Origin of the sequence: Niallia sp. FSL W8-0951, assembly GCF_038006525.1 — a bacterium.
In the GTDB taxonomy this organism is placed as follows: Bacteria; Bacillota; Bacilli; order Bacillales; family Cytobacillaceae; genus Niallia; species Niallia circulans.
The window spans coordinates 1,278,498-1,295,223 of the sequence record NZ_JBBOVK010000001.1 but is presented as its reverse complement, the minus strand read 5'-3'; the positions used below and the strand labels follow the sequence as shown (position 1 = coordinate 1,295,223).

Sequence of the window (16,726 nt, the reverse complement as noted above, 5' to 3'; positions counted from 1 at the left end):
TCCTATTCTCGTAAACCTTGTCGTTCCAGTGCTTGCAATAGTATATCCGCTTTCACTGGGAGTTGATTAAGCCATATTCCTGCAGCGTCATGAATGGCGGAAATGATAGCTGGAGCAACAGCAACTGTGCCAATTTCGCCAACCCCTCTTGGCCCATAGTCATCTCCAGGGACTAATTCTTCTATTGCAGTAACAGTTGTCTCTATCGGGATGTCTAATATCGTTGGGATAAGATACGTATCAAAATTTTCATTCATATAGCGGCCATTTTCCATAACTGCATCCTCCATAATCGTAAATCCTAACCCCATATTAGCTCCCCCTTCAATTTGCCCTAAATATCCCATTGGGTTCACTACAGGTCCAGCTGAAATAACATGATCCATCCTAGTTACTGCTACGCTTCCAGATAACAAATCTATTTCGACCTCGGCTGCTACACCGGCAAAAGTATATAAAAAATGACCACCATCAATAGAGTTTGGGGTAGTAGGAAAGTGGTAGCTTACTGAAACAGTTGGCAGCTCTTCACATGATTCTGCTAACTGTTTATATGGAAGAATAAGCGCTGGTTCCTCGTTCTCTTCTGCGTTTTTCCAAATGCCATTTTTACCAAGAAATAAGCTTTCTTTCGGACATTTAGTTTGTTTTTCTGCCAATGTAAGTAGTTTTTCGCTAAATGGACCTTTTAATTTATTGATACCAAGCCACACCATATTTGTTGCTCGTGAGGCAGTAGAAGAGCCAGAGTGGGGAACTTTAGCCGTATCGCCAATAGTAATTTCGATATCACTAGGTTCGCAAAGAAAGGTATCTGCCATAATCATATCAATGGTTGGAATTAATCCTTGCCCACATTCTTCAAATCCAAAAGATACCTCTATTTTCCCAGCACTGTTTAAAGCCAGTCGGGCACCAGAAGCATCTGCTCTTCCATATCCCAATCCCCCTCCATGCATGGTAATACTATATCCCCTTCCTTTTATTTTCTTATCTCCATTCATAGGATTTGTGACCAAGTCCTTTTGAAGAATTGCTGACTTGGTAATTTCAGTAAGGACAGCATAAGCGCCATTTGTTGGAACAATAGGCTGGTCCACCGGACCAAAATCTTCTGTCTTACGTAAATTAGTGAAGCGTAATTTGGTTGAATCTATTCTGGCTTTTTCTGCTAATCTTTCAATTTGCGTTTCTAATGCAAAGGTGATTTGATTGCCGCCAAATCCTCTGAATTCACCGGCAACACCGTTATTTGTATAAACAGAGTAGCCTTTAACATCTATATTTTCGATTATATATGGTCCAGCACTATGCTCTACAGCAAAGTCAAGTACTGCAGGTCCTAAAGTAGCATATGCACCAGTATCTGCAGTAATCTTTACTTGGTGGGCGATTATTTTTCCAGATACGTCAGCACCTGTCTTCATATAGATTTTCATTGGATGTCTTTTTAAACCGGCCTTAATCGATATTCTTCTTGATTGATGTATTTTCACTGGCCGCTGTGTTTTTAATGCCAGCAAGCTGATATATGGTTGAACATTTAATTCGTCCTTCCCTCCAAAGGAGCCTCCAATCGGGCTAGAAATAATCCGGATTTTTTCCAGTGGGAGTGCTAAAATTCGAGAAAGCTGCAGCTGATCTTTAAAACCATGCTGGGTTGGTGCATAAATGGTAATGCCTCCTGCTTCATCTGGTACAGCTACACCCCCTTCCGTTTCCATATAAGCATGCATTTGTCTTGGTGTCTGATACGTTCCTTCTATGATCCATTCGCACTTATTAAAGGCTTCTTCTATATTACTTTCTCCCTTCTTAAAAGCAGCCTGATGAAGGAGATTTCCTTCTTTATGCAGCCTGATTGCAGTGTCTTTTAAGGCTTCATCTGGATCTGTGATTATCTGCAATGGCTGATATTTTACTTTAATTAAAGAAATGGCTTGTTGTGCAATTTCCTTTGTTCTAGCCGCAACAGCGGCAATTGCGTCGCCTACATATCTGACTTTCTCTTCACAAAAGACCGGCTGATCCTGTATAACAATCCCAAAGCCATTTAAGCCTGGTACATCCTTATAAGTGATAACAGCAAAAACCCCAGCAAGCTCTTCTGCTTCTTTAGTATCGATTGATTCAATTTCTGCATGAGGATATTCACTTCTAAGAACGGTTCCATAAAGCATATTAGGAAACGTTAAGTCAGTTAAATACTTAAGTTTTCCAGTCACCTTAGGCACACCGTCTCTTCTTATTTTCCAACGACTACCAGCGCTTTCGTTATCAAGGATCATCTAAACAACTCCCTTCTTTTTCTATTAAAGTAATTCTTTCATATTAGCAATTATTACGTTTGCTGCGACTTTTTTGCGATACGCTTCTGTTATAAAGGGATCTGTATAAGATAGGAAGTCTTCCTGAATGACTTTAGAGATTCGGGACCAATCAATAGGACTCTGCGAGCGGGTAATCTCCCTTTCTGTGCTTGTAAGACGAGTCGGAATGTGACTGCCTCCGCCAATCGCAATTTTTATGGTCTTTATATTTTTTTCTTCAAATTCTAGATACCCTGCAATCGATATAATTGCAGCTGTAAAACTGGCCCGTCTACCAATCTTTCTAAAAAAAGAATATGTTTCTAGCTTTCGTGCTGCTATTGGTATGAGTACTTTTGTTAACAATTCGGATGATGGCCGCTTTTTTGATGCCAGCCAATCCTTTAATGTGATTAAGTAGGTCTCCTTGCCATTAAAAAAAGTTAATAGTGCCTCCAAAACTAATAAAGCAGGAATGCTATCACCAATTTTGCTGCATATATTTCCGCCAATTGTTCCTCTGTTACGAATTGCAGGAGCCGCTATTTTCTCACAGGCCTCTACTATAAGCGGAGCCTTTTCTTGCATTAATACGCTGGTTAAACATTCAGAAATAGACATGCCTGCACCAATCTGCAAAAAGAATTGGCCATCTAGTTCTACTTCTGAGATTCCTTTTAACTCCATTAATTTTTCTGTACTAATAAGGTGGTTTGGTTTGTCCTGACCTGCTTCCCAATTTACTTGAAGGATTGTTCCACCGGAGATAAAGGCATAATTTGATTCATTCCATTTATTAATAGCAGATAAGGTGGTAGGTATTTCCACAGTAGTCGGATAATTGAGAGTTGAAACATGCATGTTATTCCCTCCTTTTCAGCACTTTTTCATAATCATTTTTTGTATCAATATCAATAAAATATTCTTCTTCAGAAAATTCAATCTTTTCCCCATGCATAATGCCATCTTGCAATAATTTTCTAGCTCCTATATCTCCTTCTAAGTAGTTTATATCTGATATCGCGCTCGGATGGAATAAAATCGGCGGATTGTAAACCCCCTTATGCATGCTTGCTACATATTTATATGGAGGAAGTAATGGAGTAGTCACGATTTTATCTATCATTTCATGGGTAATAAAAGGCTGATCTGCTAAACATACAAGAATCTTTTCTGCCTGTTGCTCGATAGCTGCTTTAAAACCTTTTTTTAAAGAATATGATTGCCCTAGAGACGCTTCGTCACAAGTAATTACTTTCCCTTTTTTTCCATTCAAAAAGAGTTTATTAGCAGGTGTTATCCAGTTTAAGTGATCGCCTGGTTGAACGATAACAAAAACATAATCAACAAATGGCGAGGTAAGCAACACAGATAATCCATGATTACCAACTGTTTCATTCCGAAGAGGAAGGGACAGTTTATGTTCTCCCATCCTCTTGCTATTCCCCGCAGCTAAATATAAGGCTGTAATCATCCTATTTTACCTACAAGAGAATTCTTTTCATTTTTAATTTTAATTAATTGTGCTGTTATACTAATGGCGATTTCTTCTGGGCTTTCTGAATGAATAGATATTCCGACTGGATAGTGGATCCAATCTGGCTTTATTTTTTCTGCCAATAATTTTTCCGACCTCTTTTTGGAGCCTAATAACCCAAAGAATTTTACCCTTCGTTCCAAAAGTAAATGTACAAATTCTTGATCTTTACTAAAGCTGTGTGTCATCAATAGTACATAATCATCTTCTGAGGGTTTTATTGCGGCCAGCACCTGAGTCGGAGAACCTATTTGATATTCTTTTGCGTCTGGGAAATTATCTGCTGAACAAATAGCTTCTCGCCAATCAGATAAGATGACATAAAACCCGGCTTTGCTAGCAAAAGAGACAACTGGTTTGACATCTGGTCCTGCTCCATAGATAATTAATCTTGGTTGAGGAGAGAGAGCTTGGGTAAATATATACTTATTGTCAGTATCCAAAAAAGAAGTAGATGCAACATTTGTTTCTGTTTTTGTTTGTGGGCTGACCGTATTAACAAGGAAATTATCTAATTTATGAAAACTCTTAATAAGTTTGACACTTTCTCCTTTTTGCATATGTGATTTTAATTGCTGAAAAACTTTGCTTGTTGCCGGCGTGACCGGTTCAACCATAATATAAATTTTCCCATCACATCCAATGCCTTGCCCCCATGTCAAATCATCTTCTGAACGCAGATCGTATTCCATTAAAAAAGCTTTAGCTTTTTGCTGCATTTCGATTCTTGCGAGTAAATCCTGCTCTACACATCCGCCTGTTAATAATCCCTTTTCTTTTCCGGCATCCGTGATGAACATCATAGTTCCTTCTTTCCGGTAGGCTGTTCCTTCCACCTTCACAATTGTCGCTAAATAACTGTTTTTTTCTGTTGCAATAACCGCATCAATAACAGCATAATGATCGGAAGACACGCTAACTCCCCCATTCCAATCAAATTTTTAGTCGAATCGAAAATCATTGTTACTTTTTATAACATTAGATGTTATTACATCATATTAATTCCTTCCTTTTTATATGTCATTGGACTAATTAAATAATAATCTAAGTGGTAATTAGATAGATTGAACAAATTATCTAAAAATTAAAAAAATGAATATTATAATTCAAAATATTTGTATTCGTTTTTTACTAGCATAATATATTTACATTTTCTTGATTATCAACTATAATGCTCATATCTTGGATTAAAAAATTCTTCTTTTCGTCTTTCTTATTTATTCTTTTATTTAATTAAATGAGGTGGACTATGAATAAAGAAATTATTAAATTTATTAGGAAAAATTATGAAATGACACAGAGAGATTTTGCCCGTGTTTTAAATTGCAGCTTTGCATTAATTGCTTTAGTGGAAGTCGGAAAGCGAAGAGTTAGTAAAGATTTAGAAAATAAGATTAGACAAACGTTTAACATTGACGATCAAGATATCGCCTCCATTACATCCATAATATCAGAAATAAGTAAAGGAATTCCTCCGTTTATGTAGTTTCTAGAAGAAAATAGCAAGAACATACAGATCCCTTGTGTTATGCTTTATGTAGATACTTTCTATTTTCTTCTATTTAAAATTATCCTCTGCACCCTTTTTTCTCTTTCCCAATAGAATAAAGAAGGAGAAAGGAGGGGGAAAATGCCTACAAAGGAACACCACAGCAACTCTTCAAAAGTTTATCTTCCCAAACTTTCTGCTGAAAGTTTAAATAATCAATCCCATTTCCAACACAATTATTTACAGGAATATCTATTTAAACAGCACAAACAAAATGAGCAATTAATGACATTATGGTATAAATTTCAGGAAGATTTGATTGAGAAACAGAAGAAGCATCTTCAGCATTTTAACGAAATCGATTCAAAATTAGAACTTAATGATTCAGCTACAAAGGAGCTTTTAACTAAAATTACTGATTTAGATAATGAAACATCCACAATAGAAGCACAACTTGACACTCTTATCTTGCTAGCAGAAGAGCAAAAAGAATTAACAAGGGAAGAATCTCTGCGGCAAACAGCTCTATTTGACCAGTTAACCTTTCAAGAGAAAGATATTTCGATGATTTCTAATAAAATGGAAGAATTTAATCAGCTTGCTGCAGACGTGAAAACAAAAATCACGGAAACTGAAACCAACTATCAACATATTGCAGAAAAGTTGGATTTACACGAAATATTTCAGCAAACCTTATTAGAAAGCATGAAAGAAACAACTGGGAGTGTCAATAAAATCAGTCGGCAGCTCGACCATCTTAAAGAAGTTATCTTTGAAAGAGTACATTATTTAGCGGAAAAAATAGAAAACAATATTAAAAGCATCTCGCAGCCAATTCAGCGATTCTTCGTTTCTTCTGAAAAAGATGAGACGATAAAAAAATAAAATATCAATTTTTTTATACACAAATAAAAAACCTAAACAATTATACGAAGTTGCTAGTAAAAACATTCGTATAATCGTCTAGGTATATTTTTTTTGCTGGAATACTTTCAAGCGTTTAACTTAATCAAGGATTTTTACAGAAACTTGTTTTCTTCCCCACTCTAATGCTTTCGCTTGAGATGGAACAAATACATCAATTTTCTTCCCTTTAATCGCTCCGCCTGTGTCTCCGGCAATTGCAGTACCATATCCTTCCACATAGACCTTAGAGCCTAGAGGAATTACGTTAGGATCAACTGAAATAACCTTTTTATCTGGATTATCCTTTAAATTAATTCCGGTTGCTGTAACACCAGAGCATCCTTCACAATTTGCTGTATATGCTGTCGCGGTTACTGTGATTTCTTTTGCTGCTGAATTTGTACTTTCAACCTTTACTGTATTATCTGCTTTAACTGCTTTGTTTAGTGGCTTTGATTCTGGTGCGTTTTGTTCAGAACCTTCTTTGGAAACAATCAATACGTCATCCTTATGTATTGTATCACTATTCAGCTTATTCCATTCCTTTAGCTGATCTACAGTTGTATTATATTTTTGAGATATCTTCCATAGATTATCTCCCGCTTTTACTGTGTATTTCTTTACATCTTCAATAGTAAGTGTATCACCCGCCTTAATGATATCACTATCTAAATCATTCCATCTTTTTATATCATCAACACTTACCTTTTTTTCTTGTGAAATAGACCAAAGAGTATCTCCTTTTTCTACTTTCATTTCTTCTGCACCTACAAACGGAGCAGCTGTAGTTAGTATTGATGCACAAGTTAGAATAGAAAAGATTTTTTTCATTTTTATACCTCCTAGAATAGCTCCAGTTGAGCTAACAGGTATAATCTTAACATGAAAAACGCCAAAAAAAAGAACAGGCAGTTGTTAATTCGATTACGTATATGACAATCCAATAACAAACACAATACGAATCGTCAGAATAATCTATAAACTAATACCTGTTTTCTTTTCAAACATAGTTTTTAATGAACGGAAGGCAAGGTTATGTGGAAGCTTGTACCTTTATTTATTTCACTGTCTACATATACTTTCCCATTTAAATTCTCAATTATTTTGAAACTGACCATTAATCCAAGTCCATTGCCTTCTTTTTTTGTTGTAAAGAATGGTTCACCTATTTTTTTTAATTGCTCTTTTGACATACCGATTCCGCTGTCTTTGATTATAATCGAAATATCTTCCTTTCCTTTTTTTACGCTTATATCAATAGAGCCCCCGTCAGGCATAGCTTCGACCGCGTTTTTTATAAAATTCAAGAAAACCTGTTTTAATTTATTCTCGTCACATTCTACAAAAGGATTCGGCTCTTCGTAAAATCGATTCAATTGAATTTTATTTTTTCGCAACTGATAATCTAAAATAGAAAGAACATTATCGATAATAGGTAGTAGCGGTTTTTTCTCTAACACAGAAACAGTCGGCTTAGAAAGAAGCATGAATTCCTCTACAATAGAGTTTACTCTTTCAATCTCATCTAAAATAATCTCAAAGTATTCCTGTCGATCTTTCTCGGTTTCATCCATACTCAAAAATTCCGCATATCCTTTTATAGAAGTTAATGGGTTGCGGATCTCATGAGCAACACCAGCTGCTAATTGACCAATCGCTGCTAATTTATCTTGTCGATGAAGAACTTCTTCTGTGCGTTTCTTTTCCGTAATATCATTTCTTATAGCTAAATACTGATAAGGCTTATTATTTTTATCTAAAAAAGGGACAATAGTTGTATCGACCCAATAATAAGAGCCATCTTTCCTTTTATTTCGGATTTCCCCCTTCCAGATTTCCCCTTTTTCAATTGTTTGCCAAACATTTCGGAAAAAATCTTTTGAGTGATAGCCAGAATTTACAATACGATGCGTTTTTCCGATTAATTCCTGCCTACTATATCCGGATATCTCACAAAATTTAGAATTAACATTTGTAATAATCCCTCTTTTATCTGTAAAAGCAATAATACTTGATTGTTCTAATGCATAGGTAATGTCACTTACTTCACGTACAGACTCTTCCAGTTGATGCTGAACCATTTTTTGCTCTGTAATGTCCCGTCTGATTGCAACATACTGATAAGGTGCCCCCTCCTTATTTAAAAAAGGGACTATTACGGTATCAACCCAATATAGCGTACCATCCTTTGCTTTATTGAGTATCTCCCCTTTCCATATCTCCCCTCTTTTAATCGTGTTCCATAATTTTCGAAAAAACTCAGGCGAATGATGACCCGAATTCAAAATACGATGATTTTGTCCTAACAGTTCCTCACGACTATACTTCGAGACTTCCACGAATTTATCGTTTACATATGTAATCATTCCATTATCATCAGTAAAAGCCACGATTGCAGACTCATCAAGTGCAAGCTGCATATCTCTTACATTGATTGCTCCTACATCCATTCGTTCTCGAATTAAGGTACTAGTTCCAATTAATCCGCCTAACACTAATACAGAGACAAATAACGCAATGTAAATAATGAAGCTGCTTTGATAGGAATCTCTCACAACGGACACTTCTGGTGCGCTTACATCACTTAAGAGAATAAAATGACTAATCATACATACTCCCGTCATTAATAAACTACATACAGGCCGTACCCATTTTTTTAAAGTGGCAGAAATTGTAACAGGATAAAATGATAACCATATTGAAATAAAAAATACTATAAATAACAATAAAAAACTGATAAATAATTGCGGAATTTGATAATATACTGTACTGCCGATTGAATAAAAACCAATGATGGATATTGATAATAAAGAAAGACTAAAAAAGAAAGCAGATACATAGATTCTTCTTTTCTTTTTTTCCTTATCTAATAGCGCATAAAATGCCATACCACTAAAACATATGCCAACTACCATTGATAAGATAGTGATAGGGATATTATAATTAGCAGTTGCATACACATTTTTAATCATCATATCAATAAAACTTAAAATCCAAAAACCAAAGCCTATCGTAAATGTGCTTGCTAAAAACAAAAATCTACTATTTTTCTCTCCATTTTTCACTAATTGAAATAAATCAAACGAAGAATAGCATGCCATATATACGATTAGGATACTAATAAAAATTAATATGGAGTTATACAAACAAAAAATCCTCCTAATCTATTTTTTGCATTCTATTTGATTGTAAATCAAATAAAACAGATAAGAAAGCATTTTTGTATAAATCATACACTAAACGGCCACATAATCATTCGTTCTTTGGAGAGATTGAATAGCGGGATATGGAGGGACATGAATATTCTCTGAAGAAAGTCGAAGAGTTTTCCAAATAAGGAGATGGGATAGGAAATCTCCACGACTAAGCCCAACAATATTAAGTAAATTTATAAAGCTGTCGTGTTTTACGAGTTAATTACTGATTTGAGGAAGCTCTCTCATTTCTGCAGTTGTCTGATCTCCACATAGAGGACAAAGTAGATCATCTGTAGCATAATCCTTTCTCATCCACCCGTTACACGAATTACATGCATATACTTCCATACTCATTAACACTTCTTCTGGTTTTTCTTCCGCGCCTTTTCGATTAAAAAACATATGAACAAGCCCCCTTTTTAAATTATTATGGCCAGCACCGCCAGTAATTATGTGTGTAAACCAAAACATTTAAAGAAATTAAACACCTATTACTTTTTCCAAGCCATAATGGGAATTAGCGCATTGACCATTAATAATCTATAATGCTAAAGAAACTGAGCAAATATTTTTTTCAAATCTGTAACTAAGTGTAATTGTTATGGTATTATGATGAAAAATGAACGCGAAGGAGCAAAAAATGTCTACAAAATTGTTTTATTCAACTCCATATGAAACAAAATGGACAACCGCAATAAAGAAAGTTATCGAAACGAATGATCAAATTTATGTACTTTTAAAAGAAACAGCTTTTTATCCAGAAGGCGGAGGGCAGCCAGCAGATACTGGATTCATTGATGGGATTCGTGTCCTAGATGTACAGATGAAAGATAATCAAATTTATCATCTTATGGAAAGAAAACCAGAAAATAAACTGGTATCATGTGAATTAGATTGGGATAGACGGTATGATCATATGCAGCAGCACACTGCTCAGCACATGTTATCAGCTGTTTTGGAAGAATTATTTCAAATTACTACAGTTAGCTTTCATTTAGGAAAAGAGTACACAACAATTGATATAGATACAGCTGATCTAACAAAAGAACAAATAACTCAACTAGAAAACTCCTGTAATTCCTATATCATGAAAAACTTAGAAATCAAAACACATATTATCACTCATGAACAAGTGAGCAAATTTCCTTTAAGAAAGCGGCCGAAAGTAACTGGCGATATAAGAATCGTAGAAATCGATGATTGGGATTTTTCTGCATGTGCTGGAACACATGTAGGCAGAACCGGAGAACTAGGCGTCTTTAAAATATTTAAAACTGAAAAACATCGTGGTCAAACTAGGGTTTTCTTTTTAAGTGGGTGGAGAGCCATTCGTGACTATCAAACAGCACAATCTATATTAGATAACTTAGGAACGTTTTTTAAAACAAACAAACTGCAGCTTGAAGATCGTGTAAATAAACTGGAATTAGAGAAAAAGGGATTAACTAAAGAATTAGAAACACTAAAGAGAGAAAATATAGCGTTTTTAGCAGAACAAATGCTTTCGACACAAATGGAAAAAGTAATCTTCCTTTCATTTGCAGACAAAACAATCAAAGATTTATCTATTCTTGCCAAATACCTCTTGCAAAAATCTAGCTGCATTATTCTCCTTAGTTCGGAAATAGATAAAAAAATACTATTACAGCATAATGGTGATTATCCTTTTCATTGCGGCAAGTTTCTTAAGGAAACAATCCAAGGATATGAAGGGAAAGGCGGGGGAAATGAACTTCAGGCACAAGGGACGTTCCCTACCGTTCCACAATTAAATGCCTGCCTAAAGGAAATAAGAGAAAGATTAGTAGAGAGTATGTAAAAAACAAAAACCGTCCCTAAGATAATGGCTCTGCCAATAAATCGAGGACGGTTTTTGTTAATTTCGTATTTGTTGGTTTCTTTTTTCTAGCATGATCGCCACTTTAATCATAAAATAACTAATCTCGTCTGGAAGTTCTTCTTTAATGGGCTTTAATTTATCCTTGCCCACTTTTTGAATTGCTTCCCCTATTTTCGTTTTGTCTTCTGGCTTTAGAAATTTTGTCCAATCAATCTCTATTTCTTCTTCTCCACAGCGAAGCAGATGGTTTTCTACCGTTTGAACATTTAATTGTCTTTCTTTTGCGATTTCCTTAATGGATAATCCGCTTTCCCATAACTCCAATGTATGGAGATGAGAGTTCTCCACATATTTTTTCGCTTTTTTGTCTATTTCCGTATTTATTTCGGAAGAATGAATCTCTTTCCTGTCAGCTGAATATGCCTCTTCTATTTGAAATGCTAAAATATGTTCAATGATTACATCTCCATATTTTTGCAGCTTATGGTCTCCTATTCCTTTTATCTCTCGGAAATCTTCATGCGATGTAGGCATAACCATCGAGATATTTCGCAGTGTTTGGTCGGAAAATACCACAAATGGAGGCACATTTTCTTCCTCTGCCAATTGTTTGCGAATCCCCCTTAAATAATCAAATAGTGCGTTATTTTCACTAACTTTTATTGTCTCTATTTGTTCTTTCCGGACCACTCTAATTTTTCCTAAAAGAACTTCTTTTCCTTTGTTGGAAACCTTTAATATTGGCATCGTTCCTGTACTAACATCTATATATTGTTCAGAAATAAGAAACTCAATAAAATCACTGATTTCTTTAGCTGATTGCTCTTTCATAAGGCCATATGTTTTGATTTTATTTAATTGAAACTCCATTAATTTTTTGTTTTTTGAACCTGTTAATACTTGGGCAACCATTGTTTTCCCGAATCTTTCCCCCATTCTTATCATGCACGACAGTACTTTTTGTGCTTCCACGGTAACATCGATTACCGTCCTTTCATCTGTACAGTTCGAACATTGTCCACATTTCTCCGTATGTTCTTCACCAAAATAATGCAAAATATATTCTTGAAGACAATCTTCAGTATGACAAAAATTTATCATGGATTGTAATTTATCGAGATCTTGCTTCTGTTTATCTGGATCGTTTATTGTCTGATCAATGAGAAAACGCTGAATCCGAATATCTTGTGCTGAATATAACAATATGCACTTACTCTGTAGACCATCACGTCCTGCTCTTCCCGCTTCTTGGTAATAACCCTCCATGTTTTTCGGAAGCTGATAATGAATGACATACCTAATATTACTTTTATCAATCCCCATACCAAATGCATTTGTGGCAATCATAATGGAAACATCATCTTTTATAAATGCTTGCTGTTCAGTCTCTCTTTGCCCATCGTTCATACCGCCATGATATTTCGCAACTGAATAGCCTTTTTTTGCTAATCTTTCATGCAGTTTTTCCACCTCTTGTCTAGTCGCTGCATAAATAATCCCAGATTCCTCTTTATTTTTCTTTAAAAAGGATTCAAGAAACTTCCCTTTATCTTGCCCTTTAATAATGGAAAAAGATAAATTATCACGAGCAAATCCTGTCTTAATTGTATTTTCCCTTGGAATATTTAATAAAAGACAAATATCTTCATGCACTTTAGGTGTAGCCGTTGCTGTTAACGCAGCGACAAGAGGTCTTTCCGCTAATTTATTAATGAGAAAGCCAATCTTTGCATAGCTTGGACGAAAATCGTGACCCCATTGTGAAATACAATGAGCTTCATCTACTGCAATAAAAGAAATAGAAACTTCTTTTAATAATTCCGTAAAATAATCTGCTTCAAGACGTTCTGGTGCAATATAAAGTAATTTATAATGACCGTTTTTTATTTCACAGATCCTTTCCTGTACTTCTTCATTATGTAACGTACTATTAATGTAAGTCGCTGGAATTCCAACTTCTGTTAGTGCATCTACTTGATCTTTCATTAAAGAAATTAATGGGGATATAACTATCGTCAGTCCTGGAAAAATCATCGCGGGCACCTGATAGCAAATTGATTTTCCGCCGCCAGTCGGCATAATTCCTGCAACATTTTCCCCATTTAATAATAGACGAATAATATCTTCTTGTCCTTTTCTAAAATGGTCATATCCAAAGTACTCTTTTAAAATACTACGTGCTTTATCCATCATTACCTAAATCTCCCCACTTTTATCCGAACATATTCTTAAAATATTGTAACACTAATCGGATGAATTTTGAACGTAGCATTGTCATTACAAGTGCCTGTCCAATTAGATGCGTAATAACACTTTATTAGCACAGCAATAAGTAACTTGCTAATTCTCATATAGAGGTATTAGCAAGTTATCAATTATGCTAAGCTACACTCTGCTAACAACATGAACCGAAAGCAGAGGATCAGCCTTTAATTAAATTTATAGCCAAGCTGCTCCTACGATGATTAATAAAATGAAAAGTACTACGATTAAGACAAACCCACTGCCAAATCCAAATCCTCCGCAAGGAGCTACTGGTGCAGCAACCGGGGCCGCATAACCGCATCCACAATTATCGTATCCAAATCCTCCGTAACCCATTTTATAAAACACTCCTTTTTTTCTATCTTTATTCCTATCAGAAGCCGACGTAACAAGAACCTACAATTATTAATAAAATGAATAGCACTACTAGTAGAGCAAAACCTCCACCAAAACCAGCTGTATGGCCACCACTCATTTATTCCACCTCCCTCATACACATAAGCATCATATGAGTCTAGAGTTTGTCCTGTTTGGGCGTTTGAAGAAAAAGCTGAAAATTTATTAAAGTATGTAGACAGATTCCTTTCAGAAAGAAATCTGCCTTTAATAATTGTTTAAAAGAAAGGAATAAAGGCCAATGCTGCGATTAACCCTAAAGATACTCCTATTGCGGCTGCACCAAATCCCCAGCCCCAACCCCAGCCCCAGCCGGGTCTATTACCACGTCTATAACCATATCCGAATCCACCATGGTTTCTCCGATTTCCCCCTATTGGTCGAATATACACTTTATTAGGAGTGACTCTTTCGATGATTCCAGTATGAACCTCACCACTATGGGTACGGATTCTTACACATCTTCCAACACCTTTTGAACACTGATTATAAAAATTCTTAGCAGACATTTATCACACCTCCAACCATTCATCCCTATTATCCTATGTACAAGTCTAAAAAAAGAATGGACAACTATCATAAGAGAAGAGCGGATATTTTGACTGATTATTTCATTAAGATTAAATCAGAAAAAAAATCCTTCCTTTACGATTTACCTGAGCTAGAACAGATCGAGAAATTGCATATTCCAAAATAGAAATACCAATAATTTAAAATAACTTCTAAATGTGTAGATTTTAAAATAATTGGGTAGGAATAAGAAAAAAAAGGAGATTTCATATGTTAGTTGCAGCAATGTGGGGGGCAGTAGCAAGTCTTTCCTTACTCGCGGGATCTATCGCCGCTTTGTTTTTATCGATACCTAAAAGGATTATTGCTTATTTTATGGCTTTGGGTACTGGTATATTAATAGGGGCCTCTTCTTTCGAGCTTTTAATCAAATCCGTACATACAAGTGGAATCGCAGCAACTGCTATTACTTTTTTAACTGGAGCGGGTTTATTTACCTTAATTGAAATATTTCTCTATAAAAAAGGCGGGTCCAATCGAAAACGATCACATAAAAATCCAGAAGGACATTCGGGACTAGCTATTTATATTGGCACTCTGATGGATGCAATACCAGAATCAATGATTATAGGATTAAGTCTATTAATAACACAGAAGGTGGACATGCTCTTCTTAATTGCCATTTTCATCAGTAATTTTCCTGAGTCCCTATCTTCAACGGTGGGTCTAAAAAAAGACAACTATTCAAACAAGAAAATTTTATTTTTATGGAGCAGTGTCATCCTTATTTCCGCAATAAGCAGCTCAGTGGGATATTTATTTTTAGAAAATGCATCAGCAGTAATGCTTTCTGGGCTTCAGTCATTTGGTGCTGGTGGATTAATTGCAATGGTTTGCTCCACTATGCTTCCCGAAGCTTTTGAGCAAGGAGGACCAACAATTGGTTTTGTTGCATGTATGGGATTAATCTTCTCACTATGCATGAGTCATCTAGGATAGAAACTGAAACTGTCGAAATAAGATTTCGACAGTTTTCTGGTCACTAAAAATGGTTGTTACTTTGCTAATGACTTAGGTGTAGTAACACGTAAAGAGGATTCATTCGTTTTTCTTTTTTTCTTAGGAAAAATATAGAGGTTTAATGCGCCAACAAAGAATGCTCCGCCAACGATATTACCGATTGTAACAGGTATTAAGTTATGTAAAGCATTAGCCAATGTGATTGTCTCTGGATGTGGTACGATGAGTGCAATGGAGAAAAGCGCCATATTAGCAACACTATGCTCATAACCAGAAATCATAAAGGCGAAGACAATTAATAATGTTGCAATTATTTTTCCGACATCCCCCTTCACATTCATAGGTATCCAAATTGCCAAACAAACCAACCAGTTACAAAGGATGCCTCGAACAAACAATTCAACTGTTGTTGCACTCATTTTTGAATTAGCAACATCCATAAGCCAAGTTGTTTTAGGAACTAAGCTAAACAAGCCTGAGTAATAGATTAGCAAAGCAAAAAATAATGCTCCAACTAAGTTGCCAAAATACGTACTAACCCAATTATAAATAGTATCTTTCCAACTAGTTGCTCCTGACAAAGTACTCATTGCAAAAGCCATTGTATTTCCTGTAAATAATTCCCCGCCGCCATACGAAATAAGGACTAGCGCCAACCCGAAAAATAAACTAGTCATCATGTACGTAGCAGGAGAATGAATATCGAAAAATGGTTGTGCTAAACGATAACACAGCATTAAAGCAAAACCAATATATATTCCTGCTAAAATGGCTTTTACAAAATAGCGAAAGAAAGAATCGTCGAGTGTTTCTTTCTTCTTCAATGCATAATTAATTGCCTTATCAACTGGGTGAATTTCCATTGCAATACCTTCCTTTCTGTATAACATTATTATACAAAAGGAAAAGTTAATTACTTTGTGAAAAAATGAACAATTTTTAACAATTAGGTAAATGAGAAAATATCGTCTCCTCATTTACAAAAATAAATTTATAATATGTACTATTCAAATAGAAATAAGCTTATAAACTCACTGTGTCGTAGTCGATAATTTACTATTCTGTTGAATTGCTACTGAAAACTGCGATCTTGGCTTTGTAAAGCTAATTTTTATACCAGATTTTTTCATTTTATTAACTAAATCAACTAGCTGTTTTTTAGCCATCCTATACGACTCCTTTATTTCTTAATAATTTTAGTGTACTAGAAATTTATGAAAAAAATATGAACAAATCATAAATAATTTTAGACGATCG

Annotated in this window: 17 protein-coding genes; 4 read left to right on the top strand and 13 right to left on the bottom strand. The window is 35.2% G+C overall.

Annotation, left to right across the window (positions count from 1 at the left end; all coding sequences use genetic code 11):
- Positions 1-2 precede the first annotated feature (2 nt).
- The 4 genes from pucD to NSS71_RS06070 are packed head-to-tail and all read right to left on the bottom strand — an operon-like array spanning position 3 to position 4,760.
- A complete protein-coding gene (gene pucD, locus NSS71_RS06085) occupies positions 3-2,288 on the bottom strand; it encodes a xanthine dehydrogenase subunit D (protein ID WP_047943423.1) in 2,286 nt (761 codons plus the stop codon).
- A 24-nt stretch (positions 2,289-2,312) separates the two neighbouring features.
- Positions 2,313-3,170 carry an FAD binding domain-containing protein gene (locus NSS71_RS06080; protein ID WP_047943422.1) on the bottom strand — a complete coding sequence of 286 codons (858 nt, stop codon included), beginning with the start codon at positions 3,168-3,170 and terminating at the stop codon, positions 2,313-2,315.
- 1 nt (position 3,171) lies between these two features.
- On the bottom strand, positions 3,172-3,783 hold the full coding sequence (locus NSS71_RS06075) for a nucleotidyltransferase family protein (protein WP_047943421.1): 612 nt from the start codon (positions 3,781-3,783) through the stop codon (positions 3,172-3,174).
- Complete coding sequence (locus NSS71_RS06070) at positions 3,780-4,760, bottom strand: XdhC family protein (RefSeq protein WP_047943420.1); 981 nt, start codon at positions 4,758-4,760, stop codon at positions 3,780-3,782. The genes NSS71_RS06075 and NSS71_RS06070 overlap by 4 nt, the downstream gene beginning before the upstream one ends.
- Before the next feature lie 377 nt (positions 4,761-5,137).
- Here NSS71_RS06070 and NSS71_RS06065 point away from each other — a divergent pair, with 377 nt between their 5' ends.
- Complete coding sequence (locus tag NSS71_RS06065; RefSeq protein ID WP_235973392.1) at positions 5,138-5,332, top strand: helix-turn-helix domain-containing protein; 195 nt, start codon at positions 5,138-5,140, stop codon at positions 5,330-5,332.
- A 144-nt stretch (positions 5,333-5,476) separates the two neighbouring features.
- On the top strand, positions 5,477-6,220 hold the full coding sequence (locus tag NSS71_RS06060; RefSeq protein ID WP_047943418.1) for a hypothetical protein: 744 nt from the start codon (positions 5,477-5,479) through the stop codon (positions 6,218-6,220).
- Positions 6,221-6,340: 120 nt separating this feature from the next.
- Here the strand turns inward: NSS71_RS06060 and NSS71_RS06055 are convergent, their stop codons facing one another.
- The 3 genes from NSS71_RS06055 to NSS71_RS06045 form a co-directional block, all read right to left on the bottom strand.
- The gene (locus NSS71_RS06055) at positions 6,341-7,072 is read right to left on the bottom strand and encodes a 3D domain-containing protein (protein ID WP_047943417.1); all 732 of its coding nucleotides are present in this window, start codon (positions 7,070-7,072) and stop codon (positions 6,341-6,343) included.
- Positions 7,073-7,254: 182 nt separating this feature from the next.
- Positions 7,255-9,387 (bottom strand): PAS domain S-box protein, encoded by a 2,133-nt coding sequence (locus NSS71_RS06050; RefSeq protein WP_235844490.1) that lies wholly within the window; start codon positions 9,385-9,387, stop codon positions 7,255-7,257.
- Positions 9,388-9,654: 267 nt separating this feature from the next.
- Entirely contained in the window at positions 9,655-9,840 is a 186-nt protein-coding gene (locus tag NSS71_RS06045; protein WP_047943415.1) for a cold-inducible protein YdjO-related protein, read from the bottom strand.
- Positions 9,841-10,078: 238 nt separating this feature from the next.
- Here NSS71_RS06045 and NSS71_RS06040 point away from each other — a divergent pair, with 238 nt between their 5' ends.
- Entirely contained in the window at positions 10,079-11,257 is a 1,179-nt protein-coding gene (locus NSS71_RS06040) for an alanyl-tRNA editing protein (protein ID WP_047943414.1), read from the top strand.
- Positions 11,258-11,314: 57 nt separating this feature from the next.
- Here NSS71_RS06040 and recQ read toward each other — a convergent pair whose 3' ends face one another.
- The 4 genes from recQ to NSS71_RS06020 form a co-directional block, all read right to left on the bottom strand.
- Complete coding sequence (gene recQ / locus NSS71_RS06035; protein WP_047943413.1) at positions 11,315-13,471, bottom strand: DNA helicase RecQ; 2,157 nt, start codon at positions 13,469-13,471, stop codon at positions 11,315-11,317.
- A gap of 246 nt (positions 13,472-13,717) precedes the next feature.
- Entirely contained in the window at positions 13,718-13,879 is a 162-nt protein-coding gene (locus NSS71_RS25680; RefSeq protein WP_082138379.1) for a YjcZ family sporulation protein, read from the bottom strand.
- A 37-nt stretch (positions 13,880-13,916) separates the two neighbouring features.
- Positions 13,917-14,018 carry a YjcZ family sporulation protein gene (locus tag NSS71_RS06025; protein ID WP_082138378.1) on the bottom strand — a complete coding sequence of 34 codons (102 nt, stop codon included), beginning with the start codon at positions 14,016-14,018 and terminating at the stop codon, positions 13,917-13,919.
- 139 nt (positions 14,019-14,157) lie between these two features.
- Positions 14,158-14,448: a hypothetical protein gene (locus NSS71_RS06020; RefSeq protein ID WP_047943412.1), complete on the bottom strand. Its 291-nt coding sequence runs from the start codon at positions 14,446-14,448 to the stop codon at positions 14,158-14,160.
- A gap of 271 nt (positions 14,449-14,719) precedes the next feature.
- Here NSS71_RS06020 and NSS71_RS06015 point away from each other — a divergent pair, with 271 nt between their 5' ends.
- A complete protein-coding gene (locus NSS71_RS06015) occupies positions 14,720-15,448 on the top strand; it encodes a ZIP family metal transporter (RefSeq protein WP_047943411.1) in 729 nt (242 codons plus the stop codon).
- Between the two features lie 56 nt (positions 15,449-15,504).
- On the opposite strand, the gene NSS71_RS06010 is transcribed toward NSS71_RS06015, so the two are convergent.
- Entirely contained in the window at positions 15,505-16,332 is an 828-nt protein-coding gene (locus tag NSS71_RS06010; protein WP_047943410.1) for a formate/nitrite transporter family protein, read from the bottom strand.
- Between the two features lie 168 nt (positions 16,333-16,500).
- On the bottom strand, positions 16,501-16,635 hold the full coding sequence (locus NSS71_RS06005; RefSeq protein ID WP_268874828.1) for a hypothetical protein: 135 nt from the start codon (positions 16,633-16,635) through the stop codon (positions 16,501-16,503).
- Between the last annotated feature and the right edge of the window lie 91 nt (positions 16,636-16,726).

Bases quoted from the DNA above. Each gene is read 5' to 3' on its own strand.
- NSS71_RS06020 (WP_047943412.1), bottom strand. From the start codon at position 14,448: ATGTCTGCTAAGAATTTTTATAATCAGTGTTCAAAAGGTGTTGGAAGA.
- recQ (WP_047943413.1), bottom strand. From the start codon at position 13,471: ATGATGGATAAAGCACGTAGTATTTTAAAAGAGTACTTTGGATATGAC.
- NSS71_RS25680 (WP_082138379.1), bottom strand. From the start codon at position 13,879: ATGGGTTACGGAGGATTTGGATACGATAATTGTGGATGCGGTTATGCG.
- NSS71_RS06080 (WP_047943422.1), bottom strand. From the start codon at position 3,170: ATGCATGTTTCAACTCTCAATTATCCGACTACTGTGGAAATACCTACC.
- NSS71_RS06005 (WP_268874828.1), bottom strand. From the start codon at position 16,635: ATGGCTAAAAAACAGCTAGTTGATTTAGTTAATAAAATGAAAAAATCT.
- NSS71_RS06015 (WP_047943411.1), top strand. From the start codon at position 14,720: ATGTTAGTTGCAGCAATGTGGGGGGCAGTAGCAAGTCTTTCCTTACTC.
- NSS71_RS06010 (WP_047943410.1), bottom strand. From the start codon at position 16,332: ATGGAAATTCACCCAGTTGATAAGGCAATTAATTATGCATTGAAGAAG.
- NSS71_RS06065 (WP_235973392.1), top strand. From the start codon at position 5,138: ATGACACAGAGAGATTTTGCCCGTGTTTTAAATTGCAGCTTTGCATTA.
- NSS71_RS06045 (WP_047943415.1), bottom strand. From the start codon at position 9,840: ATGTTTTTTAATCGAAAAGGCGCGGAAGAAAAACCAGAAGAAGTGTTA.
- NSS71_RS06060 (WP_047943418.1), top strand. From the start codon at position 5,477: ATGCCTACAAAGGAACACCACAGCAACTCTTCAAAAGTTTATCTTCCC.
- NSS71_RS06055 (WP_047943417.1), bottom strand. From the start codon at position 7,072: ATGAAAAAAATCTTTTCTATTCTAACTTGTGCATCAATACTAACTACA.
- NSS71_RS06075 (WP_047943421.1), bottom strand. From the start codon at position 3,783: ATGATTACAGCCTTATATTTAGCTGCGGGGAATAGCAAGAGGATGGGA.
- NSS71_RS06025 (WP_082138378.1), bottom strand. From the start codon at position 14,018: ATGAGTGGTGGCCATACAGCTGGTTTTGGTGGAGGTTTTGCTCTACTA.
- pucD (WP_047943423.1), bottom strand. From the start codon at position 2,288: ATGATCCTTGATAACGAAAGCGCTGGTAGTCGTTGGAAAATAAGAAGA.
- NSS71_RS06040 (WP_047943414.1), top strand. From the start codon at position 10,079: ATGTCTACAAAATTGTTTTATTCAACTCCATATGAAACAAAATGGACA.